The sequence below is a fragment of the Shewanella yunxiaonensis genome (assembly GCF_018223345.1).
GTDB lineage: Bacteria > Pseudomonadota > Gammaproteobacteria > Enterobacterales > Shewanellaceae > Shewanella > Shewanella yunxiaonensis.
In genome coordinates, this window is the sequence record NZ_CP073587.1 from 2,530,355 (window position 1) to 2,554,900 (window position 24,546).

Consider the following 24,546-nt stretch of genomic DNA (forward strand, 5'->3'; position numbering starts at 1 on the left):
ATTAGTTGGGGATTAAATATCAGAAGTTTGTCTTCTACCTGAACATCATGGAAATACGTGCCGCTACACAGGCCGAACTTTCAGCGCTCGATCAACTGGAACTCTCCGCCTTCAGCGGTGACCGCATTAGTCACCGCCAAATGAAACGCTTTATTCAATCAACCCACGCCCGGCTATTTGTAGCCATGGACGAAGGACAGCTCGCAGGTTATGCCCTGTTGTTGTTTCACCGAGGAACCAACCTGGCAAGGTTGTATTCTCTAGCTATTGACGCCAAGTGGCGTGGACAGGGACTCGCAAAACAATTGATGTCCCGGTGTGAACAGGAAGCTATTCACAGAGGCTATATTACGTTACGCCTGGAGGTGCGCAATGACAATATCGGAGCGCGCCGACTGTACGAAAAATTAGGCTATAAAGTGTTGAAAGCACTGGTGCATTACTATGATGACCTAGCCGATGGCGTGCGTATGCATAAACGGCTAGATCCACCAGGGCCCAGCACAATATTACCGATGCCATTATATGCTCAGACCACAGCTTTCAGCTGCGGACCTGCCAGTCTGCTAATGGCCTTTGCTGCATTAAAATCTGATGCAGTCCCCAGCCGGATTGAAGAACTGCGACTGTGGCGTGAAGCCACCACGATCTTTATGACCAGTGGCCATGGTGGCTGTTCTGCGCATGGCTTGGCACTCTCGGCCCTGCGGCGTGGCTTTGGCGTCAAACTCTTCAGCCGCTCCGAGTCCGTGCCGTTCATTGATGGGGTAAGAGATCGCAATAAAAAAGCGGTGATCCAACTGGTCCATGAGGATTTCTGCCAACAGTTGCAAGCTCGAGGCGTTAGTGCGCAGGCGCGCGCGCCCTCACCTGCTGAGTTACGCAAATTTTTAGCGCAGGGGGCGGCCGTGCTACTGATGGTGAGCAGCTATCGTTTCAGTGGTGAAAAAGGCCCGCATTGGATTGTGCTCAGTGGCTGTAATAGCCAGTTTTTCTTTTTCCACGACCCCAATGTGGAGAAGGCTCGCGATGCCATCGGGTCCACTTATGTGCCAATCAGTGACGGTGAGCTGTTACAAGTCATGCGTTATGGCCGCCAAAAGCAACTGGCATGCGTAGTGGTATTCCCGCAGTTACCGGATATGCCATAACGCCATTAGAAGTGAGCCGTGACTAACTGAGAGAAAGCGCGATGCCCGGCTGCTGCTCGGCTGCCAGTAGCTGTTTGTCGACGAACAATCCGGCCATCGCCAGCAAGGTGCCATCAGCGGAAGTCAACGCCGGGATCCGTGGGCGTAACCAGTATGGCACCTGCGCTTCCTGCCATATTTTTTTCAGCTCCCGCGCTTTGTCCCGGTAATGAGGATGACAACGCAGGCTGCCTGGCAGCGCATAACTCAGTGATAAGGGTAATACCAATGCGTAAAGCGCCAGTCTAGGTCCGGTATCGGTGAGGCTGCAATTTAGCTGCCGCAGCGGTGCAGACAGTGGCAGTTGCAAAGTCCCTTGCTGCAATGCCAGTTGCTCAGAAGCGGTGAGCGGCTGTGATGCACGTAATGCGGGCAATGCCGTCATCGCATAAATATGTCCATAGGCGCGGCGCAACTCCAGCTCACCAAATTTTAAATGCACTTTGGCATCATCATCACTTTGTAATAGCTGTAACAGTGCTTCATCCAACTGCACCATCGACGGCAACGGTAATGACTGCTGCTCAATAAACGCTCGCAGCAATTGCCGTTGCCAACGGTCAGGAAACTGGCGTAAACCCGCTAATGCTAATAACGGCGCTCCGGTGAAGCGGCAAGAATCTAGCAGCGGTTGTAATTTTTCCTGCGTGATCTCATCCAGCAACTGTTGCTGTTCGGCACACAATGCAGCGCTGCGACTAATGGTGGCCGGTAATTCTGGCCAGCGCATTTTTAACTTCGGCACAATATCTCGCCGTAAAAAATTACGGTCATAACGGATATTGTCATTACTTTCGTCATGGACATAATTCAATGACAGTGCCGTTACCCGCGCCAAAATCTGCGCCCGACTGAAGTTTAATAACGGCCTTAACTGCCAGCAGTTGCCCATAAAACGCTGACAGCTGCCCATAGCCGATAACCCTTTAGGTCCCTGTCCACGCTTCAGCGCCAACAGCACGGTCTCCAGTTGATCATCCTGATGATGTGCAGTTAACAACACATCGCCCGGGGCCATCTGCTCAGCAATCACCTGATAACGCGCGCGGCGAGCTTCCGCTTCAACACTGACACGCGGGCCGAGCTGTAGCTGTACCGGTAACACCTGACAAGGAAGAGCCGCAGCTTGCGCCGAGCGACAGCAGTGCTGCGCCCAGCTATCAGCATGCTGACTTAACCCATGGTGAATGTGTAACAGATGGATGCGAGAGCGCCATTCGGGAAATTTTTTCGCGAACAACCCGAGGATATACGCTAAATATTCGGAATCTGCGCCGCCGCTGTAGCCCAACCAAATAGCGTTTGGCAATTGTGGCAGCGTTGCCATTAAACGCTGCAGTTCATCAATCACCGCAGACTCCGAGAGTTTCATCTAAAACAGGATCCTTACCTTGTCAGTACCAAACATGGTTTCCAATGCCAGCATCAATTCGTCGGTGGGATTAATCCGCCAGTCATCGGCCAGTCGCAATCGGCCTTTGGCATCACTCATAGTGTAGTTGATGACTAACGGCACGCTACCGTTGCGCCACGGCGATACCGTGTCATAAAGTTGCGTTAGGCGTTCTTCGGACAACATTTCTTGTGTCAGTGAGAGCTCAATTGCGGAAGCGAAATGATTACGGGCTTCACCCATATCGATAATTTGCCGGGCGGTCATACGATTGCCGCCAGAAAAATCATCAAAGCTCACTTCACCTTCACAGATAAGAATACGGTCTTTTTCCAGCAGATGGTTGTATTTGTCAAATGCCTCAGTAAACAGCATCACTTCAAGGCGACCACTTTTATCATCCAGCGTCACCAGCCCCATCTTGGAACCACGTTTAGTGGTCATTACCCGACAGGCAACAACCAGACCAGCAACTTTGACCGTTTTGCCGCGTTCCGTGGGATGGATATCATTCAACCGCCCGGAGGTATAATGTTTCAGCTCCGGCAGATACTGATTGATCGGATGACCAGTGAGATACAGGCCCAAGGTTTCCCGCTCACCTTCGAGCCAGATTTTATCGGGCCACGGAGCACATTCAACAAACTGCTGACGGCAATCCTGTGGATCGTCATTCAGCAGGCCGAACATGTCGTTCTGACCAATTGCGGCGTCTTTAGCATGTTGCTCGGCAGCCAGCATGGCTTCAGGCAAGGTTGCCATCATTGAGGCTCGATGTGGCCCAAGCGTGTCCAGCGCTCCTGCGGTAATGAGTTTTTCCATCACCCGACGGTTAAGCTTCTTCAGATCAACGCGCGCACAGAAATCGAATAAGTCTTTAAAGGGGCCAGATTTTCGCGCCTCAATAATCGCCTCGACGGGGCCTTCCCCCACACCTTTAATGGCGCCAATGCCGTAAACAATATTCTGCTGCTCATCAACGGTGAATTTAAACAGACCTTTATTGACGTCGGGCGGCAGGATCTTACAGCCAATGCGCTCACACTCATCGACCAGCGTGACAATCTTATCGGTGTTATCCATATCCGCGGACATTACCGCCGCCATAAATTCTGACGGGAAATGCGCCTTCAGCCATAGCGTGTGATACGACACAATTGCATAGGCGGCTGAGTGGGATTTGTTAAAACCGTAACCGGCGAATTTCTCCACCAGGTCAAAGATCTTCATCGCCAGATCCGGGTCAACCCCCTGGCCAATAGCGCCTTTACGGAACACATCGCGCTGTTTGGCCATCTCTTCCGGCTTTTTCTTACCCATGGCACGACGCAACATGTCGGCGCCACCAAGAGTATAGCCCGCCAGCGCCTGCGCAATCTGCATTACCTGTTCTTGGTAAACAATAACGCCATAGGTAGGTTCAAGGATCTCCTTCAGACATTCATGTTCGAAGTCTGGATGTGGATACGCCAGTTTTGCCTGACCATGTTTACGGGCGATAAAGTCATCTACCATGCCGGATTCCAACGGCCCCGGGCGGAATAACGCCACTAACGCGATCATGTCTTCAATGTTGTCGGGTTGCAGGCGTTTGATCAGATCTTTCATACCGCGGGATTCCAACTGGAAAACGGCGGTAGTTTCGTAGCGCTTCAGTACCCGGAAAGATTCTGGGTCGTCCAGAGGAATGCTGGCAGTATCGATCGGTGCTTTACCCTCACGCAACATGCGCGGGTTGATCATCTCCAGCGCCCACTGAATGATGGTAAGTGTTCGCAAACCCAGAAAGTCAAATTTTACCAGTCCGGCGTATTCCACATCGCCCTTATCGAACTGGGTAACCGGGTTTTTCCCTTCGGCATCACACAGCAATGGCGAAAAATCGGTAATGGTGGTTGGGGATATCACGACGCCACCGGCATGTTTACCCGAGTTGCGGGTGACCCCCTCAAGCTTTCGGCACATGTCGATAAGCTCTTTGACTTCCTCATCACTATCGTAGGCTTCCTGCAACGCCGGTTCTGCAGCAAAGGCTTTCTCCAGCGTCATGCCCGGTTCTGCGGGCACCATCTTCGAGATTCGGTCGACAAAACCGTAAGGATGCCCCAACACTCGGCCCACATCGCGGATGACTGCTTTGGCCGCCATGGTCCCAAAGGTAATGATCTGCGATACCGCATCGCGACCATACATCTGCGCAACGTGCTCAATCACTTCATCCCGACGATCCATACAAATATCGACGTCAAAATCAGGCATGGACACACGTTCCGGGTTAAGGAAACGTTCGAACAGCAGGTCAAACTCTAACGGATCCAAGTCGGTAATTCTGATGGAATATGCCACTAAAGAACCAGCACCAGAACCTCGACCTGGGCCGATGGGAATACCGTTATCTTTGGCCCACTGGATAAATTCCATCACGATAAGAAAGTAACCAGGAAACCCCATCTGATTGATAATGCCGAGTTCATATTCTAGACGTTGGTCATAGGGTGGACGCTTTTCAGCGCGAACCTGTTCGTCTGGATATAAAAAAGCTAACCTTTCCTCCAGACCCGTTTTGGCTTTGTGCACCAAAAAGTCAGCGGTAGACATATCACCGGTGGGGAAATTAGGCAGAAAATACTCGTGCAAGCGCACGGTTACATTGCAGCGCTTGGCGATTTCGACAGTATTAATCAATGCCTCGGGAATATCAGCAAACAGCTCGCACATCTCATCTTCGGATTTGAAGTACTGCTGTTCACTGTATTGTTTAGGACGGCGCGGATCGGCCAAAGTAAAACCATCGTGGATAGCGACGCGAATTTCATGGGCTTCAAAATCCGCCTTATTCATGAACACGACTTGGTTAGTGGCCACTACCGGCAATCCGGTGGCTGCCGCGTGAGCAACCGCTAAGTGCAGATAACGCTCTTCATCAGTGCGACCAGTGCGGATGAGTTCCACATAGTAACGATCAGCAAAATGCTGCTGATAAAACCGGGTCAGCTCGTCAATCTGTTGCTGATTACCTTTCAGCAGTGCCTTACCCAGATCCCCTTCGCGAGCCCCCGATATCAGTAAAATACCGGCGTTATGTTCCAGTAACCAGTCTTGTTCGATGGCGGGCCGATCGCGGATATAACCGCGCAGATAGGATTTACTCAGCAGTTGTGTGAGGTTCTGATAACCTTCGTTGTTCATCACCAGGATAGTTAAGTGGCAGAACTCCCCCTCAAATCCCGGGACACACATCCACACATCAGCGCCGATTATCGGCTTGATACCATTGTCGTTGGCAGCGCTATAGAACTTCACCAAACCACACATATTGCCTTGGTCAGTAATGGCAACCGAGGCCATGTTCTCACTTACCGTTTTCGCAACGATGGGTTTGACCTTAGCCAAGCCATCGCTCATGGAAAAATCGGTATGAACACGCAGATGTACAAAACGAGGGTCGGCCATAAGTCAGTTATCTGTTTAGAATCGTGTGAAGAATGAAGTTCTTGTCGTTATGCTAAAACCTCACGACAAGGACAACAAGTTTGTTTTATTCGAGACCCAACGCTTGTCGCACTGGCCGGAAACTACGACGATGCTCGGGCAGTACACCATAACGGGCAATCGCCTCAAAATGCGCCTTTGTCGGATAGCCTTTATGAGCGGCAAAACCATATTGCGGAAAACGTTGGTCCAATTGTGCCATCTCGCGATCACGAGTCACTTTGGCAATGATCGAGGCGGCGCTGATGGCCGCGATTAAGCCATCACCTTTAATGACCGCATCGGCAGGGATGCCAAAGTCAGGCGTACGGTTACCGTCTACTAACACTCTTTCTGGCCGCAGAGGAAGACCAGCCACCGCACGCTGCATGGCTAACATGGTAGCGTGTAGAATATTCAGTTCATCGATCTCGACCGGGGTCGCGGCCCCTAAGGCGACACAGAGGGCGTTTTCCATGATCACATCAAACAATGCATCACGTTTTTTTTCGCTGAGTTTCTTGGAATCGTTAAGGCCGGTAATTGGGCGCGATGGATCCAGGATCACGGCCGCAGTTACCACATTACCTATCAGCGGGCCACGCCCCACCTCATCAACACCCGCAACTAAGCCCTGCCCTAATGCCATCGCTGCGGCGTCAGATAAATTCCGGTAGATGGTCATCAGTTATGCTCCGGTAATAGTGCCACCACGGCATCCGCCGCACGCTCACTAGCATTTTGCCGGAGTTGTTCATGTAAGCGAGAAAACGCTGCCATCAGCGGTCGGGGATCCTGATTTAGCTGCACCGCAATCGCATCGGCAATCTTTTCTGGTGTGCAGTCTTGCTGGATCAGTTCGGGAACCAAATTTTTGCCCGCCAGCAAATTGGGCAATGAGAAGGTGCGGATGTTTACCAACCATTTGGCTAATTGATAAGTAACCGGACTCACCCGATATGCAACGACCATCGGCCTTTTTACCAGCATAGCTTCCAACGTAGCAGTACCAGAAGCTAACAAAATGCAATCCGCCGCCGCCATCACCTCTCGGGAATGACCATCAACCAGATGAATCTCCAGATCTGGCGCATATTGCTTTAACGCCGCGGTAAACTGTTCGCGACGATGGGCGTTGACTAACGGTGTTACAAACCGAATATCAGGGAACCGCTGTTTGATCAGCATCGCAGCCTCAATAAAAGGTTGCGCCAGCATCTTTAACTCGCCACCACGAGAACCGGGGAGGATCGCCAGATATTCAGCCTCCGCATCCAACCCCAATTCAATGCGCGCCTGTTGCTTGTCACTATGCAACGGAATCGTGTCTGCCAGCGTATGCCCGACAAAGGTACAGGGCACCTGATAGCGATCATAAAACGCTTTTTCAAATGGCAATAACGACAGCACCATATTGGTCGCTTTGGCAATTTTGAAGATCCGTTTAGGACGCCAGGCCCACACTGATGGACTGACGTAGTGAACAGTTGTTATCCCATGTTGTTTAAGCTGTAGTTCAACGCCCAAGTTAAAATCTGGTGCATCAATGCCGATAAAACAGTCGGGTTGGAGAGCGCATAGCTGCTGGACTAAAGCTTTGCGCAATTTCAATAGTCGCGGCAGATGGGCAAGCACTTCGACCAGCCCCATGACCGCCAGCTCTTCCATGGCGAATAAGGATTCGAACCCCAACGCCTCCATACGAGGGCCACCGATACCAATAAAACGGGCATCGGGGTATCGCTGCTTAAGTGCTGCGACTAAAGCTGCACCTAAAATATCGCCGGAGACTTCTCCGGCGACCATTGCAAAAATCCGTTGCGAGTGTTGCGTCATAGGCTCAAATGTCTCAGCGGATAATGCCCCGCTCTGAAGCAGTCACAAAATCGAGGAACTGTTTTACTTTTGGCTGAGCAGCAGCGTCTTCTGCTAACGCGTCAACTGCCTCAGCGATAGTCATACTGCTACGATAAAGGGTTTTATAGGCTCTGCGCAGTGCCAGCTGTTCATCTTTGGTAAAACCACGGCGCTTTAAGCCCTCGGCATTTAACCCACGCGGTATCGCTGCCTGGCCAGAGGCCATGACAAAAGGCGGCACATCCTGCAATACCAGAGAATAACCTGCAGTAAACGCATGCGCCCCTATATGTACAAACTGGTGCACACCAGTCATACCACCCAATATCGCCCAATCATCAACATGGCAATGACCGGCAATCGAAGCATTATTAGCCATAATAATGTTATCGCCGAGCACGCAATCATGCGCAATATGCACGTATGCCATCAGCAGGTTGTTGGAACCGATACGGGTAATGCCTTGATCCTGAATCGTGCCACGGTGAATAGTCACGGACTCACGGATCACATTATTGTCACCGATCTCCAAGCGTGTTGGTTCACCCGCATATTTCTTATCCTGGCAATCTTCACCTACCGAGGCAAATTGATAGATCTTGTTACCCTTGCCAATCACGCTCGGGCCCTTGATCACGACATGTGAACTGATCCAGCAATCATCACCGATTTCTACATTGGGCCCAATATAGGTCCAAGGACCAATGGTGACATTGTTACCAATTTTGGCTTCTGGGTGAACAAACGCTAATTTATCGATCACGAACGAATCTCTCTACGGGCACACATGATATCAGCGGAGCAAGCCAATTCACCATCCACGGTAGCTTCTCCGTAAAATACGCCAATCCCGCGGCGTTCCTTGATCATTTTGACATCAAAACGTATCTGATCACCAGGGCCGACCACGCGCTTAAAGCGAGCGTTATCAATCCCTGCAAAATAATACAGCACGTTTGGAGACGGCTTTTCGCTCATGGTTTTGAACGCCAGCAAACCAGTGGCCTGCGCCATAGCTTCCAGAATTAACACTCCCGGCATTACCGGCTGAATTGGGAAATGTCCCTGGAAAAAGGGTTCGTTGATAGTGACGTTTTTAATGGCTGTCAGAGTTTCACCAGGAGTGAAGTCCAGCACTCTGTCGACCAATAAAAATGGATATCGATGTGGCAGAAATGCCATAATTTCCTGGATATCCATGGTGTTCATTTCATTAGACACGGGCTCTTTTCCTCGCGCCGGCACAGCGGCGGTTATTCTTCTGTATCCAGCCGTTTTTCCAGCTTTCGCACACGTTGGAACAGCTCATCCAACTGCCGGAAACGGACTGTATTTTTTCGCCATAGACGGTTATCCATGGCCACAGTGGCGGAAGAGTATAACCCAGGTTCCTTAACATCGTTAGTGATGTTAGTTCCACCGGAGAGATGAACACCATCGACAATGCTTAGATGTCCAGAAATCGCACAGCTACCACCAATAATACAGTATTTGCCGATAGTTACACTGCCCGCAAGTACGGTACACCCGGCAATCGCGGTATGCGCACCAATAATATCATTGTGGGCAATCTGTACCTGATTATCGATGATCACACCATCGTGAATTTCGGTATGTTCCAGCGCCCCACGATCAACCGTTGTGCCCGCACCAATTTCGACATTATCGCCAATGCGTACGCCACCAGTCTGGGGGATCTTAATCCAGTTGCCACGTTCATTGGCATAGCCAAAACCGTCTGACCCCAGCACGGCACCGGAATGAATAATACAATTCATCCCCATGTGCACATTATGGTAGACAGTCACGTTTGCCCACAAACGACATCCTGAACCGATAACCACATCCGGGCCGATAACACTACCAGCACCGATTTGAGCGTTTTCACCGATGACAACATTGGCACCGATAACAACGTTAGCCCCAATGGCAACGTCCGCCCCCAGCTTGGCAGAAGGGTCTATCTGCGCAGAAGGGTGAATGCCTTCGGCGGCCTTTGGCGTGGTATCCAGAAGCTGCGCTGTTCGGGCAAAACCGACATAAGGATCTTTGACAATTAACGCATTGCCGGAAAAGCCCTCTTGCATATCCTGACTCAGGATCACCGCAGTCGCTTGAGTTTCATCCAGCTGATGGCGCAATTTTGAATTGGACAGAAATGACACTTGTCCTGGAACAGCTTTGTCGAGCGGTGCCACCGATGACACAAGCTCATCGGCGTTTCCACGAAGTTCAGCACCTAAATGCTCGGCAAGCTGCTTGAGTGACACACCATTCATCAATTACTGGCCTTTGCTCAGCGCATCGACAACTTTGCTGCTGATATCCTGCTCAGGTTTTACATAGATAACTGCGCCACGCTGTAACACCATGTCATAATTTTCTTTCTTGGCGATCTCATTGATAACTTTCTGCACTTTAACCAGCAGTTTGTTCTGTTCTTCGCCCTGGCGACGACGCAAGTCTTCATCTAAAGCCTTACCTTTCAATTGGTAATCCGCTTTTAAAGATTCCATTTTACGTACCAGATCAGTTTTCTGGGCATCGGTCATCAGTTGTGCGTCACGCTGTTGTTTTTCCAGCAGACCTTTCAGCTCATCCTGCAGCTTTTGTACTTCAGCCATACGATCACCAAACTCACTTTTCAGCTGTTTGGTCACCTGCTCACGCTGTGGCATCTGCTCGAACACGGCACCCATATCGACGACAGCCAACTTCTCTGCATAAGCTGCCATTGGTGCGCCTACTAACATTAGCGACACCAGTGCGCCGTTGATTAACTTTTTCAAAATTCAACTCCTTGTGTGGTTTAAGCAATGCTTGCCGATTATGTAGTTTCAGCAATGCTTGCCGAGTTTATGTGTTTTAGAATGTTTTGCCAATATTGAACGAGAATATCTCAGTGTCGTCGTCATCGTACTTCTTAATTGGCCAGGCAAGAGCAAATACCATGGGGCCCATCGGTGAAATCCACTGCAAGTTAACCCCCCAAGACGCCCTTATCCGGTTCGGATCGGAATAATCGGCCAATTTAGCAAATTCATCAGCCGGCAGCCCCCGGTAAGAATCGTAATTGAACTCAGTATCCCATACGTTACCGGCATCCACGAAGAAGCTGGTACGTACCGAGTTGGTGTAAGCCTCATCCAGGAACGGCGTAGGAACAATTAACTCCATACTGGCTGTCGCCAAGGCGTTACCGCCGACGGAGCGGCTACTACTAATGTAAACTGAGTTGATGTCACCGGATAACGTACAGCCGTCCCCAGTCGGATCAGGCGCGCAGTTAGCACTGTCGCGATACATGTAGAAGGCACGAGGACCAACGGTGTTAGATTTAAAACCACGCAGATAGGTGCTGCCGCCAGTGTAATAGTTTTCCCAGAATGGCAGGATCTGGTCATTCCCATTGTACTTACCGTAGCCATTGCCATAAGCCAAACGGGCTCGGGTAAGGAATACAAAGTTATGCGAGCGAGTCAGTGGGAAATAGAAACTGGTTTCAAAATCAGTCTTGAAGAACTTCAGATCTGAACCAGGCACGGTCATGCGGCCAGACAATCGCTGAGTAGAACCATCCGTTGGGAATGAACCACGGTCCAAAGTACTACGAGACCAACCCAAACTGATCTCAAAGTTGTCAAAACTCAGGTCTGAATTGGTATAGGAGTTACGATAGATATCGTAAAAACGCAACGCCTGTTCATAGTCAGAAGCATCAGAAATAGAGTTATGACGATAACCAATACCCGCATTGATACGGTTGGTTTCGTTGATGGGGAAACCTAAACTGGTCATGACACCATAAGAGTTATTCTTATAGCGCTCAAGGTAGGCGGAGTTCGCGTCGAACGCACTCCAGAACACGCTGCCACCGAGACTGATACCATCTTTGGTAAAATATGGATCGGTATAAGACAAGTTGATACTCTTAGAGTATTTGTTGGTGTTTAAGGTAATCCCCGCTTGGTTACCAGACCCCAGGAAGTTTGACTGAGTCACGCCAAATTGCAGACTCAAACCAGAGGAGGTACCAAACCCCACCCCGGCGTTAAATGAACCGGATGGCTGCTCTTTTACTTTGAACAGCACGTCAACCAGGTCATCAGTACCGGCAACTTTTTCGGTCTCGGTGTCAACGGTTTCAAAATAACCCAGACGGTTCAGACGGGTTTTGGACTGCTCCACCAAGGCTGAGTTAAGCCAAGCACCTTCCATCTGACGTAATTCACGGCGCATTACTTCATCTGCGGTAACAGCATTACCGGTGAAGTTAATCGAGCGCACATACACACGCTTACCTGGATTGATGTTGATGTTAAGGGTGACTTCCTTATTTGCATCATCAATTTCCGGTACCGTTTTCACTTCGGGATAGGCATAACCAAAACGGCCAAGGAACTTGCTATACATCTCTTCGGTAAAGGTTACGTCAGCACCGTTGTACTGTTCGCCAGCCTTCAACGGCAGAATTGTTTTCAGAACCGCCTCACGGCCCATCAGATCACCGGTCAAGTTAACCGCTTTCACTTTATACTGCTCACCTTCATTGACATTGATGGTGATATACAGCCCTTTACGGTCCGGGGTCATTGACACTTGGGTCGAGGTGACCTCAAAGCGGATATAACCGTGGTTGTGGTAAAACGTCTTAAGCGTCTCTAAGTCTGCCTCAAGCTTCTGCTTCTGATAACGGCGCTCGCCAAACAGATTCCACCAGGCGACGAAATCTTTAAGTTCCAGCAAATTTGCCAGTTCTTCGTCACTAAAATGCTTATTGCCGACAAAGTTAATCTGACGAATTTCTGCTGCTAATCCTTCAGTGAATTTAAACTTTAGTTCGACGCGGTTACGCGGCAGGTTAATCACCTGGGCGTGAACCTTGGCACCGTATTTACCGACACCGTAATAGAAATCTTGCAGCGCCTTTTCGATGTCGGACAGCATAGTGCGGTCCAGCGCCTCACCGACTTTTACGCCGCTATCATTCAGACTCTGTTTTAGCTGCTCTTCTTTGATGTCTTTGTTACCATCAAAAGTGATAGAGCTGATGGTTGGTCTTTCACGCACCTGAACGACGAGCACATCGCCGTCGCGGGAAACCTGAATATTTTCGAAGTTGCCGGAAGCATAAAGGCTTTTAATCGCCTGTTGCAGCTTCAGTTCGTCCAAGGTATCCCCGACTTTGACCGGCAAATTTAACAGTGCGGCCCCGAGGGCTACCCGTTGTAAACCTTCGACTTGAATGTCAGTAACCTTGAAGGGTTTGAACGTCTCGGCCCAACTATTCCCTGAAAAAGCGGCGCCGACCAGTAACATAGAGGCAAAAAGTTTATTTATTCGCATAGAGCACTTCTAATTATTTGTCAGTCCTTGCTCAGAGTCGGGCAAAATCATTGAAAAGGGCAATGCTCATCAATACCAGCAGCAAGGCCGCCCCAAATCTGAATCCAATTTCCTGAATCCTATCGGAAACAGGCTTACGCGTAATTGCTTCAATTACGCAATACATCAAGTGTCCCCCATCCAGCACCGGCAAAGGCATCAAGTTAATGATCCCCAAGTTGACGCTAATCAGGGCGAGGAACCCTAGAAAATATACCAATCCAAATGACGCTGTATTCCCAGCCCCTTGAGCAATAGAAATCGGGCCACTCAAACTTTTAAGAGACACATCCCCAGTAAATAATTTACCCAGCATTTTGGCGCTGATAGCGGTTAGCTGCCAGGTCTTTTGAGCCGCCATGGACAGTGACTCTAGCGGACCATAATGCAACTCTATTTGCATATTTTCTGGCCACTGGGGGACTACAGGAGAAATGCCCACATAGCCGACAGTGTGTCCATCAGTGTCCAGATGGCTATCTGGTGTCACTGGCAGGATCTGTTGTTCACCGTTACGTTTTATGGTCAAGTTAAGTGTCTTACCGGCCGACGCCTTTACCTGTTGAACAAACGCGTCCCAACTGCTAATCAGCCCACCATCTATCGCGACCAAGGTATCGCCCACTTTCAGGCCAGCTTTATCGGCAGCACCACCGCTAACCACTTCGGCCAAGGTCGGAATGATTTCAGGTCGATAAATATGTAAACCCAGTGCAGAAATCGGCGATTCCTTATCGGGATCGAAATGCCATTGACGAATATCCAACGCATATGTTTTTCCGTTGGTATCTGACGGTTCCTGAAGGTCACTGACAGGAGATAATGTCAGTGATAACTGCTGCTCACCAATATGGCTTACCAACGCTAAATTTACGTCTTCCCAGGTTCTCACTTGCTGACCGGAAACCGCTACAATCTGCTGAGGCTGTTGCAGGCTTATCACCGCGGCCGGGCTATTGGCCGTGGTGCTGTCAATGACCGGCTTAACCGCTGGGACGCCAATCAGGTACATTAAGTACAACGCAATAATGGCAAAGATGAAGTTGGCAATTGGTCCAGCCGCCACGATCGCCATACGCGCCCAGACGCTTTTTCGATTAAAGGACTCGCCCTGCAGCTCCGGTGGAACGTCTTCCACACGCTCATCCAGCATCTTAACGTAGCCACCGAGCGGGATCATCGCTACAACATATTCGGTGCCATCCTTGTCGACATGGCGCCAAATCGCCTTACCAAAACCAATGGAAAAACGCAGCACCCGCACACCACAACGGCGAGCGATGTAAAAATGTCCGAATTCGTGGGCAGTGATTAAAATCCCTAACGCTACAATGAACGCGCCGAGATTCCACAAAAAAGCTAGCATCAGCCGTTAATAATCCTCAATGACAAAGCGCCAGTCCTTTACGGGCACAGACGCGGGCTTCACCGTCTAGCGCAAGAATATCAGCAATCGAGTCAAGAGGCGATTGCACAACCTGCTCCAGACAAAATTCATTAATTTTTGCAATATCGGTAAAGCGGATCTCCCCTTTCAGAAAATGCGCTACCGCCACTTCGTTGGCGGCGTTTAATACCGTTGTTGCTTCCTGACCGGCTCGGCAGGCGTCCATCGCCAATTTCAGGCAAGGGAACCTTGAAAAGTCAGGTTCACAAAAGCTTAATTGTCCGACTTTAAAAAAGTCTAAAGGTTCCACACCAGAGACAATTCTCGCGGGATAGGCCATACAATGAGCAATTGGTGTGCGCATATCGGGATTTCCCAATTGTGCCATCACGCTACCATCTTGATATTGCACCATAGAATGGATCACGCTTTGCGGGTGAATCACCACCTGTAATTGTTCCACTCCCGCATTAAACAACCAACGCGCCTCAACATATTCCAGCCCTTTATTCATCATAGTGGCTGAATCGACAGAAATTTTCGGTCCCATAGACCAATTAGGATGTTTAATGGCCTGCGCAGGCGTAACGGTTGGCAAAGTCGCAAGCTCTGCGCGAAGGAATGGTCCGCCGGAGCCTGTAAGCAATATTTTGGATATCCCTGCAGCTTTAAGATCGCAACGTCCCAACTGTTGCTGAGTTTCTCTTGGTAAACATTGAAAAATGGCGTTGTGCTCACTGTCGACAGGCAACAGTGTGGCACCATATTCAGCAACAGCTTCGATGAATAATCTACCAGACATCACCAAGGCTTCTTTATTGGCCAACAGCACACGTTTCCCGGCCTTTACCGCCGCAAGTGTGGGTGCCATCCCAGCGGCCCCGACAATCGCCGCCATGACGCTATCCACTTCTGGACGTGACACTAAATCCAATAACTCTGACTCGCCGCTGGTGACTTCTACATCCAATTCAGCGATTGCCACTTTTAGCTGCTGCGCTGCGGTTGCATCAACCATATGAGCTACGGTGGGTCGATGCAGCCGACACAACTCTGCCATCCGTTTTACGTTAGTGTTGGCTACCAGGGCGAACACGCGAAAAGCATCAGAATTTTCTGATATCACACTTAGCGTGCTGGTTCCGATTGAGCCGGTCGCGCCTAAAATAACCATATTCTGCATTTCAGTTACATCCAGAAAACTATGTAAAGGAGGGTGAATATCGGCAATGCTGCGGTAAGACTGTCAATGCGGTCAAGCACACCGCCATGACCAGGAAGAATAGTGCCGGAATCCTTAATCTGGGCTACACGTTTAAACATACTTTCCGACAGATCGCCTAATGCCGACGCCAACGCCGTGAACAGTACCACGCCGACGACTAGGCCTAATTCCTGCTCCGGTGAAAAATACATCACAATAGCAACAACGATTAAGGTGGTAAGTAAGCCGCCGATAAAACCTTCCAAGGTTTTGCCGGGGCTGACATGTGGTGCCAATTTTATTTTGCCAATGGCCTTACCAGCGAAATAGGCTCCGGAGTCTGCCGCCCACACCACCAGCATTACCAGCAATACCAAAATACCCCCCCAGTACGGATCCGTTGGGGTGCTAAGTGATTTCAAGGCAATAAAAGAAACGAATCCTGGCAATAATGTGAGTTGCCCAAACATCGATTTCAACATTGGGCTATTTTTCCACCAGCCAGCGCTTCGAGGAAAAAGCACAACTAATAACAGAGAGAAAAGCCACCACAATGCCCCCACTAAGATGACTGCCAGTATAATCGGGTGCAGATGGCCTCGCAGCCATACCGCATCCGCAGGCACCAACAGATTTAGCGCTATCAGCACGATCCCCAGCGTTATCGTAAAACTCCATTGGGTGACATGGCAGTCTTTATCAATTATCCGTCCCCACTCCTTAGCGGCGATCAAAAATACAGGTACCAATACCCAAGAAAAATAGTTGGATGGCAACAAAAATATCGCCCCAAGCACCAGTGGAATTAGCCAAATTGCAGTTATTATTCGTTGTATTAGCAAAAAACTTTCCTCGTCCAGAGACGCTAAATATTGCGTATCTTGTCTATCTGGTTACCGGTCAATCCGAAGCGCCGCTGTCGGCTACTAAAAGTTTCGACAGCCTGACAAAATGTCTGTTCATCAAAGTCGGGCCATAAAGTATCCATAAATACTAATTCGGCATAAGCCGCTTGCCACAATATAAAATTACTAATGCGATAGTCACCGCCGGTGCGGATCATTAAATCAACTTCACCCTGATTTTGCATGCTTAAATGCTCTGCAAGCGCAGTTTCCGTCACCTGACTGCTGTTCATTTCACCAGTTGCGACTTTTTCCGCCAGGGTCCTGGCTGCCTGGACAATATCCCAGCGGCCACCATAGTTGGCTGCGACATTGAGAATTAACTCGTTATTATCAGCGGTGAATGCTTCCGCAGCGCGGATTTGCTTCTGTAAACGTTCCGAAAACCGGTGGGTATCGCCAATGATATTCAGCCGCACACCATTAGCATGCAGTATTTTGATTTCACGTTTAAGTACCGTGAAAAAAAGCTCCATCAGCAAGCTGACTTCCTGATCAGGGCGACGCCAATTTTCACTGGAAAAGGCAAATAGTGTTAACGAGCGCACCCCGAGTTTCCTCGCTGTACTGACAGCGCGGCGAACCGCCTTAACACCTGCACGATGCCCGACAACCCGTGGTTTTCCCTTAGCCTGGGCCCAACGGCCATTGCCGTCCATAATGATGGCAACGTGGTTGGGAATTGCCTGCTTCACCAAATCGGACAACTGCTCCGGCAAGCGCTCTGATGTCTGACATTCCTTTGTTAAGTCAGGAGTAGAAGCGGCGTCCATGTTGGATGACATCTAATTACAACCCTTAATATAGAAAAACGCCGTGTAGTATAACGCTACACGGCGCTTCAACTCTAGTTTAACAAGCCAATATCAGACTTCCATCAATTCCGCTTCTTTGGCAGTCAAAAGTTCGTCAATTTTTTTGATGTACTGATCGGTCATCTTCTGAACTTCGTCTTCACTACGACGGACATCATCCTCAGTACAAGCCTTGTCTTTTTCTAGCTTTTTCACTTCAGAGTTGGCGTCGCGGCGCACGTTACGCACAGCTACACGGCCATTTTCAGCTTCAGCACGTACCACTTTCACTAAATCGCGTCGACGTTCTTCTGTCAGTGCGGGCAATGGAATGCGGATAACCGCACCAGCAGACATAGGGTTCAGGCCGAGGTCAGACGACATGATTGCCTTTTCAACCGCTTGGATCATGCTACGATCGAAAACACTGACAGCCAGCGTCCGGCTGTCTTCTATAGAGATGTTACCGACCTGCTTTAAAGGAGTCATAGTACCGTAATATGAAACCTGGATTGAATCCAGCAACGCTGGATGCGCACGACCGGTACGAACCTTAGTCATCTGTGCCTTGGTCGCTTCCACACATTTTTCCATGCGGGTCTGTGCATCTTTTTGAATAGTATCAATCACGTTAGAGTTCCTTTTAATTCAAATTCAGATCAAGCCTTTACCAAGGTACCTTCAGTCGGATCTCCCATCACGACCCGCCGCAAAGCACCCGGTTTGTTCATATTGAACACCATAATTGGCATGTTGTAATCACGTGCCATGGTAAATGCTGCCAAGTCCATAACTTTCAGTTCTTTATCAAGTACTTCAGTATAGCTCAGTGTATCGTATTTGGTGGCATCAGGGTTCGTCATTGGATCGTCAGTAAAGATCCCGTCGACTTTAGTGCCTTTTAGCACGACTTCTGCTTCAATTTCAATGCCGCGCAAACAGGCTGCCGTGTCAGTTGTAAAAAACGGGTTACCAGTACCGGCAGACAGAATCACTACCCGGCCAGATTTGAGCAGGCTGATCGCCTCAGCCCAGTTATAGCCATCGCATACGCCATTCAATGGAATAGCAGACATCAGACGGGCATTCACATAAGCACGATGTAATGCATCGCGCATAGCCAAACCGTTCATCACGGTCGCCAGCATTCCCATGTGATCACCCACAACCCGATTCATGCCAGCCTTTGCCAGACCTTCGCCACGAAACAGGTTACCCCCGCCAATGACCACGCCAACCTGAATACCGAGTTCCACCAGTTCTTTAATTTCCTGAGCCATACGGTCCAGGACTTTAGGGTCGATACCGAAACCTTCATCACCCATCAGGGCTTCACCACTGAGTTTCAGTAAAATTCGTCGAAATGCAGGTTTGGGATTGGTGCTCATGTTCATATATCCTGGTCATAATAAGACCGCAGCGATTGCTGCGGTCTTCAAGGTCACTGTGACGGCTGATTAAGCCTTTTTAGAAGCTGCAATCTGAGCAGCTACTTCAGCAGCGAAATCTTCTTCTTTCTTTTCAATGCCTTCACCAACTTCGATGCGGGTGAAGTTGATAACATCTGCGCCTTTCTGCTTCAGCAGATCAGCGACATGAACAGATGGGTCTTTCACAAATGGTTGACCAGTCAAGCTAACTTCACCGGTAAACTTGGCCATACGGCCTGCAACCATCTTCTCGGCAATCTCTTTTGGCTTGCCGCTCTGCATCGCGATCTCGATCTGGATTTCTTTTTCTTTCTCAACAACCTCAGCAGGTACGTCTTGTGGTTTAACGTACTGAGGGTTAGAAGCCGCAACATGCATAGCCAGATCTTTGGCCAGCTCATTGTCAGAACCAGTCAGCTCAGTTACAACACCGATACGACCGCTGTGGATGTACACGCCGAGGTTCTCACCTTCGAAGCGGAAAATGCGACGTACGTTGATGTTTTCGCCGATTTTAGCAACCAGAGCAGCGCGAGTGTTTTCAACGGTTTCACCGTCTAAATCAGCAGCCATCAGAGTTTCAATATCAGTGATGTTGTTAGCCAGCGCCAACGCAATTACTTTATTACCGAAAGCCAGGAAGCTGGTATCACGAGCAACGAAGTCAGTTTCGCAGTTAACTTCGAGCAGAACAGCGACGTTACCTTCGCTCTTGGTCAGGATCACGCCTTCAGCAGCGATACGGCCAGCTTTTTTAGCTGCTTTAACCGCACCGTTTTTACGCATATTTTCGATTGCCAGCTCGATATCACCGTCAGTTTCGGTCAGCGCTTTTTTGCAATCCATCATGCCGGCGCCAGTGCGCTCACGCAGTTCTTTAACTTGGGCAGCAGTAACAGCCATTGTTAAATCCTCAATTGATAATTCGACAAAAGTTACCAGGTTATCTTATAAAACAGGGGCCATGTGGCCCCTGTTAACCATCAGATACCTCGGTTAATAAGGGAGATGTTGTCATCGCACCTTATTAATTACTCAGCTTCGATGAAACCTTCTTCTTCAGCTTGAACAGCCAGATCCTGACCACGGCCACTCTTTACCGCAGCAGCAACAGAATCAGCGTACAGGCGAATAGCACGCATCGCGTCATCGTTACCTGGGATAACATAGTTCACGCCATCAGGAGTAGAGTTGGTATCTACTACAGCTACAACTGGGATACCCAGATTGTTAGCTTCTTTGATAGCGATGTGTTCATGATCAGCACCGATGACGAAAATTGCGTCTGGCAGGCCGCCCATGTTCTTAATACCGCCCAGAGATTTTTCAAGCTTTTCCAGTTCACGGCTGCGCATCAGCGCTTCTTTCTTGGTCAGCTTGTCAAAAGTACCGTCTACAGACTGAGTTTCCAGATCTTTCAGACGCTTGATTGACTGACGAACAGTTTTCCAGTTAGTCAGCATACCGCCCAACCAACGCTTGTCGACATAAAACTGATCACAAGAAATTGCAGCTTCTTTGATGGAATCGCTAGCAGCACGCTTAGTGCCCACGAACAGGATTTTACCTTTTTTAGAAGCAACGTTGCTTACGAAAGCCAGCGCTTCGTTAAACATTGGCACAGTGTGCTCAAGGTTGATGATGTGTACACCATTACGTGCACCAAAAATGAATGGCTTCATTTTTGGGTTCCAGTAACGAGTCTGGTGACCGAAATGTACACCGGCCTGGAGCATATCGCGCATAGAAACTGTAGTCATTTTATCTACCTTAAATAGGGGGTTATACCTCCACGAATCCCATATTTCCGACCCTGAGGGCACCCCGGAAAATGTGTCGATTCGTGTGTGATTTAGTATTTAACATAAATGCCATGTATAATGGCCGTCAGCTCGGATCTTGAACACTGCAGTCTTATGACATCGTAATGCGATAAAAACCTGGCTCAAGAGACAAAACATAACGGCGCGCTTTATACCATAAATGCCCGAAAAACACAAATGCGAAAGACCCTACAAAGGCGGTCTTTTTTGGTGGGTCAAACGAGCGTATCATCGTTCAACTCCCTAAGTTTTAACCTGATTTATGCTATTACCTGAGTTACGGGTAATAGCGCCGAGATATCACAATGAGTATCACGATCAAAACTGCTGAAGAAATTGAAAAAATGCGTGCCGCTGGCAAGCTAGCCGCCGAAGTGCTGGAAATGATTGCACCTCATGTAAAACCCGGCGTCACTACCAATGAACTTGATCGGTTATGCGCAAAATTCACCGAAGATAATGGTGCCATTTCTGCACCGTTGGACTATCACGGCTTTCCCAAATCGATTTGTACTTCTATTAATGAAGTGATTTGTCATGGGATCCCCGATGATGAACCATTGAAAGACGGCGACATCATCAACCTTGATATTACTGTGATTAAAGATGGCTATCATGGTGATACCTCGCAGATGTTTTTGGTAGGAGAAGTCAATCCCAAGGATCGCCGCTTATGCCGAATTGCCCAAGAATGTCTCTACGCCGCAATCCGTAAGGTTCGCCCGGGGATGCAGTTGGGAGAGATCGGTACCATTATTGAAAAGTTGATCAAATCCACTAAGAGCGGTGTCGATAAATTCTCCATCGTACGCGATTATTGCGGCCATGGAATTGGTAAAGGCTTCCATGAAGAGCCTCAAGTTGTTCATTATCGCAATAACGATCGCACTATTCTTAAGCCTGGCATGTGCTTTACCATCGAACCGATGATCAATGCTGGTCGTTACCAAACCGTCCTAAACGAAGAAGACGGCTGGACTGTTACTACCGTGGATGGTAAAAAATCAGCCCAATGGGAACACACCTTACTGATCACTGAAACTGGTGTGGAAGTACTGACACTGCGCAGTAATGAAGATTTCCCGCGTATTATTAATCATGTGTGATCGTATTAATTAAGGACAACAATGGCCACTGCGCAAGCCGTCAAAGCCGCTATTGGCGAGCATTTACAGCATCTGCAACATAGGTTTGCCAACCGCGATAAAATTACTGAACTGGTGGCTGAACGCAGTCGCTTTGTTGACCAACTATTAATTGAACAATGGCAGCAGGTGGGGCTCAATGACTCTGGCATCGCGCTCATTGCCGTAGGTGGCTATGGACGAGCGGAACTGCTTCCCCATTCTGACGTCGACCTGCTTTTTCTAATGCCTGACCACGCAGGTGCTGAAGCCGAGGCCCGTCTCAGCGAGTTTATTGCATTTCTATGGGACACCGGCCTGGAAATCGGCCACAGTGTCCGCTCACTGCAGCAGACACTTGAACAAGGTCGTGGCGATATCACGATTGCCACCAATCTGCTGGAAGCACGTCTACTAGCAGGACCAGAAGCCAGCTTCGATCTCTTGTATGACAAAATTCGGGAGCAAGATTTCTGGCCTTCCAGCGAATTTTTTCGCGCCAAAAGAGACGAGCAGCGTTTGCGTCATGCCAAGGCTAACGCCTTCGACCTTGAGCCCAATATCAAAACCTGTCCAGGTGGCCTCAGGGATATTCAAACTATCGCCTGGGTCGCCATTAGGCATTTTAATGCGGCGAATTTACGAGAACTGGTCGACCACCAGTTTTTAGAGCCCAATGAGCTGGAAGAGCTGCTTGAGTGTCAAAACTTCCTGTGGGAACTCAGATTTGCACTGCATATCGCCATGGGACGTGATGAAAACCGCTTGTTGTTTGACGTGCAAAGACAAGTTGCCGGACTGATGGGGTATGAAGATGCCACACAACTGGCAGTGGAGCAGATGATGAAGCGCTATTACCGGACAGTACGTCGGGTAATGGAGCTAAACGAAATGCTGCTACAACTTTTCAAACGCGCCACTTTGGGGGATGGTCGGGCACTGGAAATTCAGCCGATTGATGAACATTATCAGCGCTGCGGCCCATTCATTGAAGCGCTCGACAATGTACCATTCCAACATCCAGAAGAGATTGTTAAGCTGTTTCTGTATGTTGCCCGCAATTCCAATATTCTCGGGATCTATGCCCCGACATTACGGGCACTGCGTAACGCAAGGCGTGATTTAGTGCAACCCTTGATGGAACATGAAGAATGCCGCGAAGCTTTTATGGAAATCCTCAAGCATCCTCGTGGCATCAAAGCATTATCGTTAATGCATAAGCACGGTATCTTATCGGCCTATCTACCCGCCTGGCGCAATATTGAAGGACAGATGCAGTTTGACCTGTTTCATGCCTACACCGTTGACGAACACACCCATCGCTTGTTGCTGAATATCGAACATTTTTCACAGCAGGAGCAACGTGACGAATTTCCGTTAGGCTCAATTCTCATCAACCAGTTGCCCAAAAAAGGCTTGTTAGTACTCGCCGCAATTTTCCACGATATTGCGAAAGGACGGGGTGGCGATCATAGTAAATTGGGCGCGGTAGATGCGCTGGAGTTTTGCAAGCTACACGGGCTTAACAGTCATGATGGCAGAATGGTTAGCTGGTTGGTGGAAAATCATCTGGTAATGTCCATTACGGCGCAGCGCCGCGATATTTCCGACCCAGAAGTGGTTGCGGAGTTTGCAGATAAAGTGCGTGATGCCTCTCATCTAAGTTATCTCTACTGTCTGACTGTGGCGGATATCTGCGCCACCAACGAACACACCTGGAATAGCTGGAAAGGTTCGCTGCTGCGAGACCTCTATTTCTCCTCACAACGAGTCTTGGCACGCGGCAAAGAAAAACCCGTAGACATCCGCGCACGGGTTCGTGAACATCAGGCCAAAGCCAGGAAGGAACTGCTGCGCCGGGGCATAAAAGAGAAAGCATTAGAAACCCTTTGGCAACGCTTTAAGGCTGATTATTTCCTGCGTTATCAGCCGAACCAGATTGCCTGGCATGCTGAAGCGATTCTGAAACATCGACAAGATGAACCGCTGGTGCTGGTCTCAAAACACATGACCCGTGGCGGTACCGAACTGTTTATCTATTGTAAAGACCGCCCCAGATTGTTTGCCACGGTGATGGCGGTGCTCGACAATAAAAATATCAACGTACATGATGCAGGCATCATGACCACCAAAGACAATTTCGCCGTTGATAGCTTTGTGATCCTGGAACAAGACGGTACGCCGGTACAAGCGCTATCGCGGATCCAGAGTATCCGTAAGGCGTTAGAAAAAGCCTTATCCGGTGATACAACTAAGATGCCGAAATTCCGCAAAATGGCGCGGATCATGAAGCCATTTAGCGTGCCAACCCAAGTGACATTTCTACCGAGTCAGCGCCACAGCACCAGCATGATGGAGTTGATTGCACTGGACGCGCCGGGACTCCTCGCGAAAATTGGCGATATATTTTACCGCTGCGGCATTACGTTGCAGTCAGCCAAAATCACCACTATCGGTGAACGCGCTGAAGATTTTTTTATTCTGCAAACTACGGATGGTGAGGCGCTGGATAATACCCGCCAGATGCAGCTCAGGGATGTATTAATCAGTACCCTTTCCAATCAACAGACACAGTAAAAGACG

20 protein-coding genes are annotated in these 24,546 nt (G+C 49.2%); 3 read left to right on the forward strand and 17 right to left on the reverse strand.

Features of this window, described 5'->3' with window-relative positions:
• The first annotated feature begins 47 nt into the window (after nt 1–47).
• Nucleotides 48–1,151, forward strand: a complete 1,104-nt coding sequence (locus KDN34_RS11540; RefSeq protein WP_212593920.1) for a GNAT family N-acetyltransferase/peptidase C39 family protein — start codon at nt 48–50, stop codon at nt 1,149–1,151.
• Nucleotides 1,152–1,173: 22 nt separating this feature from the next.
• Here KDN34_RS11540 and tilS read toward each other — a convergent pair whose 3' ends face one another.
• The 17 genes from tilS to rpsB form a co-directional block, all read right to left on the reverse strand.
• Nucleotides 1,174–2,562 carry a tRNA lysidine(34) synthetase TilS gene (gene tilS, locus KDN34_RS11545; protein WP_212593921.1) on the reverse strand — a complete coding sequence of 463 codons (1,389 nt, stop codon included), beginning with the start codon at nt 2,560–2,562 and terminating at the stop codon, nt 1,174–1,176.
• A complete protein-coding gene (gene dnaE / locus KDN34_RS11550) occupies nt 2,563–6,036 on the reverse strand; it encodes a DNA polymerase III subunit alpha (protein ID WP_212593922.1) in 3,474 nt (1,157 codons plus the stop codon).
• Between the two features lie 85 nt (nt 6,037–6,121).
• Nucleotides 6,122–6,739 carry a ribonuclease HII gene (gene rnhB, locus KDN34_RS11555; protein ID WP_212593923.1) on the reverse strand — a complete coding sequence of 206 codons (618 nt, stop codon included), beginning with the start codon at nt 6,737–6,739 and terminating at the stop codon, nt 6,122–6,124.
• Nucleotides 6,739–7,890: a lipid-A-disaccharide synthase gene (lpxB, locus tag KDN34_RS11560; RefSeq protein ID WP_212593924.1), complete on the reverse strand. Its 1,152-nt coding sequence runs from the start codon at nt 7,888–7,890 to the stop codon at nt 6,739–6,741. Before lpxB ends, rnhB begins: the two co-directional genes overlap by 1 nt.
• Nucleotides 7,891–7,903: 13 nt before the next feature.
• Nucleotides 7,904–8,674 (reverse strand): acyl-ACP--UDP-N-acetylglucosamine O-acyltransferase, encoded by a 771-nt coding sequence (lpxA, locus tag KDN34_RS11565; RefSeq protein WP_212593925.1) that lies wholly within the window; start codon nt 8,672–8,674, stop codon nt 7,904–7,906.
• Nucleotides 8,671–9,132, reverse strand: coding sequence for a 3-hydroxyacyl-ACP dehydratase FabZ (gene fabZ, locus KDN34_RS11570; protein WP_212593926.1), 462 nt, complete (start codon nt 9,130–9,132; stop codon nt 8,671–8,673). Before fabZ ends, lpxA begins: the two co-directional genes overlap by 4 nt.
• Before the next feature lie 32 nt (nt 9,133–9,164).
• Nucleotides 9,165–10,190: a UDP-3-O-(3-hydroxymyristoyl)glucosamine N-acyltransferase gene (gene lpxD / locus KDN34_RS11575; RefSeq protein WP_212593927.1), complete on the reverse strand. Its 1,026-nt coding sequence runs from the start codon at nt 10,188–10,190 to the stop codon at nt 9,165–9,167.
• Between the two features lie 3 nt (nt 10,191–10,193).
• Complete coding sequence (locus KDN34_RS11580; RefSeq protein ID WP_212596630.1) at nt 10,194–10,664, reverse strand: OmpH family outer membrane protein; 471 nt, start codon at nt 10,662–10,664, stop codon at nt 10,194–10,196.
• Between the two features lie 112 nt (nt 10,665–10,776).
• The gene (gene bamA / locus KDN34_RS11585) at nt 10,777–13,257 is read right to left on the reverse strand and encodes an outer membrane protein assembly factor BamA (RefSeq protein WP_212593928.1); all 2,481 of its coding nucleotides are present in this window, start codon (nt 13,255–13,257) and stop codon (nt 10,777–10,779) included.
• 31 nt (nt 13,258–13,288) lie between these two features.
• Nucleotides 13,289–14,662 (reverse strand): sigma E protease regulator RseP, encoded by a 1,374-nt coding sequence (gene rseP / locus KDN34_RS11590; protein ID WP_212593929.1) that lies wholly within the window; start codon nt 14,660–14,662, stop codon nt 13,289–13,291.
• A 16-nt stretch (nt 14,663–14,678) separates the two neighbouring features.
• The gene (gene ispC / locus KDN34_RS11595; protein WP_212593930.1) at nt 14,679–15,866 is read right to left on the reverse strand and encodes a 1-deoxy-D-xylulose-5-phosphate reductoisomerase; all 1,188 of its coding nucleotides are present in this window, start codon (nt 15,864–15,866) and stop codon (nt 14,679–14,681) included.
• A gap of 5 nt (nt 15,867–15,871) precedes the next feature.
• Nucleotides 15,872–16,729 carry a phosphatidate cytidylyltransferase gene (locus tag KDN34_RS11600; protein ID WP_212593931.1) on the reverse strand — a complete coding sequence of 286 codons (858 nt, stop codon included), beginning with the start codon at nt 16,727–16,729 and terminating at the stop codon, nt 15,872–15,874.
• A gap of 23 nt (nt 16,730–16,752) precedes the next feature.
• Entirely contained in the window at nt 16,753–17,577 is an 825-nt protein-coding gene (gene uppS / locus KDN34_RS11605) for a polyprenyl diphosphate synthase (RefSeq protein WP_212593932.1), read from the reverse strand.
• Between the two features lie 81 nt (nt 17,578–17,658).
• Nucleotides 17,659–18,180, reverse strand: coding sequence for a ribosome recycling factor (gene frr, locus KDN34_RS11610; RefSeq protein ID WP_407695804.1), 522 nt, complete (start codon nt 18,178–18,180; stop codon nt 17,659–17,661).
• Between the two features lie 65 nt (nt 18,181–18,245).
• Nucleotides 18,246–18,974: a UMP kinase gene (pyrH, locus tag KDN34_RS11615; RefSeq protein WP_212593934.1), complete on the reverse strand. Its 729-nt coding sequence runs from the start codon at nt 18,972–18,974 to the stop codon at nt 18,246–18,248.
• A gap of 69 nt (nt 18,975–19,043) precedes the next feature.
• Nucleotides 19,044–19,919: a translation elongation factor Ts gene (tsf, locus tag KDN34_RS11620; RefSeq protein WP_212593935.1), complete on the reverse strand. Its 876-nt coding sequence runs from the start codon at nt 19,917–19,919 to the stop codon at nt 19,044–19,046.
• 128 nt (nt 19,920–20,047) lie between these two features.
• The gene (rpsB, locus tag KDN34_RS11625; protein WP_212593936.1) at nt 20,048–20,776 is read right to left on the reverse strand and encodes a 30S ribosomal protein S2; all 729 of its coding nucleotides are present in this window, start codon (nt 20,774–20,776) and stop codon (nt 20,048–20,050) included.
• Between the two features lie 368 nt (nt 20,777–21,144).
• On the opposite strand from rpsB, the gene map reads away from it, so the two are divergent.
• Together map and glnD are read left to right on the forward strand one after the other, a co-directional pair.
• On the forward strand, nt 21,145–21,945 hold the full coding sequence (map, locus tag KDN34_RS11630) for a type I methionyl aminopeptidase (protein WP_212593937.1): 801 nt from the start codon (nt 21,145–21,147) through the stop codon (nt 21,943–21,945).
• A 21-nt stretch (nt 21,946–21,966) separates the two neighbouring features.
• Complete coding sequence (gene glnD / locus KDN34_RS11635) at nt 21,967–24,540, forward strand: bifunctional uridylyltransferase/uridylyl-removing protein GlnD (protein ID WP_212593938.1); 2,574 nt, start codon at nt 21,967–21,969, stop codon at nt 24,538–24,540.
• Nucleotides 24,541–24,546: the final 6 nt, after the last annotated feature.

Excerpts from the sequence above, each read along its gene's own strand:
- KDN34_RS11540 (WP_212593920.1), top strand. The coding sequence starts at position 48 with ATGGAAATACGTGCCGCTACACAGGCCGAACTTTCAGCGCTCGATCAA.
- rseP (WP_212593929.1), bottom strand. The coding sequence starts at position 14,662 with ATGCTAGCTTTTTTGTGGAATCTCGGCGCGTTCATTGTAGCGTTAGGG.
- tilS (WP_212593921.1), bottom strand. The coding sequence starts at position 2,562 with ATGAAACTCTCGGAGTCTGCGGTGATTGATGAACTGCAGCGTTTAATG.
- uppS (WP_212593932.1), bottom strand. The coding sequence starts at position 17,577 with ATGTCATCCAACATGGACGCCGCTTCTACTCCTGACTTAACAAAGGAA.
- pyrH (WP_212593934.1), bottom strand. The coding sequence starts at position 18,974 with ATGAGCACCAATCCCAAACCTGCATTTCGACGAATTTTACTGAAACTC.
- dnaE (WP_212593922.1), bottom strand. The coding sequence starts at position 6,036 with ATGGCCGACCCTCGTTTTGTACATCTGCGTGTTCATACCGATTTTTCC.
- lpxD (WP_212593927.1), bottom strand. The coding sequence starts at position 10,190 with ATGAATGGTGTGTCACTCAAGCAGCTTGCCGAGCATTTAGGTGCTGAA.
- frr (WP_407695804.1), bottom strand. The coding sequence starts at position 18,180 with ATGGAAAAATGTGTGGAAGCGACCAAGGCACAGATGACTAAGGTTCGT.
- rpsB (WP_212593936.1), bottom strand. The coding sequence starts at position 20,776 with ATGACTACAGTTTCTATGCGCGATATGCTCCAGGCCGGTGTACATTTC.
- lpxB (WP_212593924.1), bottom strand. The coding sequence starts at position 7,890 with ATGACGCAACACTCGCAACGGATTTTTGCAATGGTCGCCGGAGAAGTC.
- bamA (WP_212593928.1), bottom strand. The coding sequence starts at position 13,257 with ATGCGAATAAATAAACTTTTTGCCTCTATGTTACTGGTCGGCGCCGCT.
- map (WP_212593937.1), top strand. The coding sequence starts at position 21,145 with ATGAGTATCACGATCAAAACTGCTGAAGAAATTGAAAAAATGCGTGCC.
- KDN34_RS11580 (WP_212596630.1), bottom strand. The coding sequence starts at position 10,664 with ATGTTAGTAGGCGCACCAATGGCAGCTTATGCAGAGAAGTTGGCTGTC.
- rnhB (WP_212593923.1), bottom strand. The coding sequence starts at position 6,739 with ATGACCATCTACCGGAATTTATCTGACGCCGCAGCGATGGCATTAGGG.
- tsf (WP_212593935.1), bottom strand. The coding sequence starts at position 19,919 with ATGGCTGTTACTGCTGCCCAAGTTAAAGAACTGCGTGAGCGCACTGGC.
- ispC (WP_212593930.1), bottom strand. The coding sequence starts at position 15,866 with ATGCAGAATATGGTTATTTTAGGCGCGACCGGCTCAATCGGAACCAGC.
- glnD (WP_212593938.1), top strand. The coding sequence starts at position 21,967 with ATGGCCACTGCGCAAGCCGTCAAAGCCGCTATTGGCGAGCATTTACAG.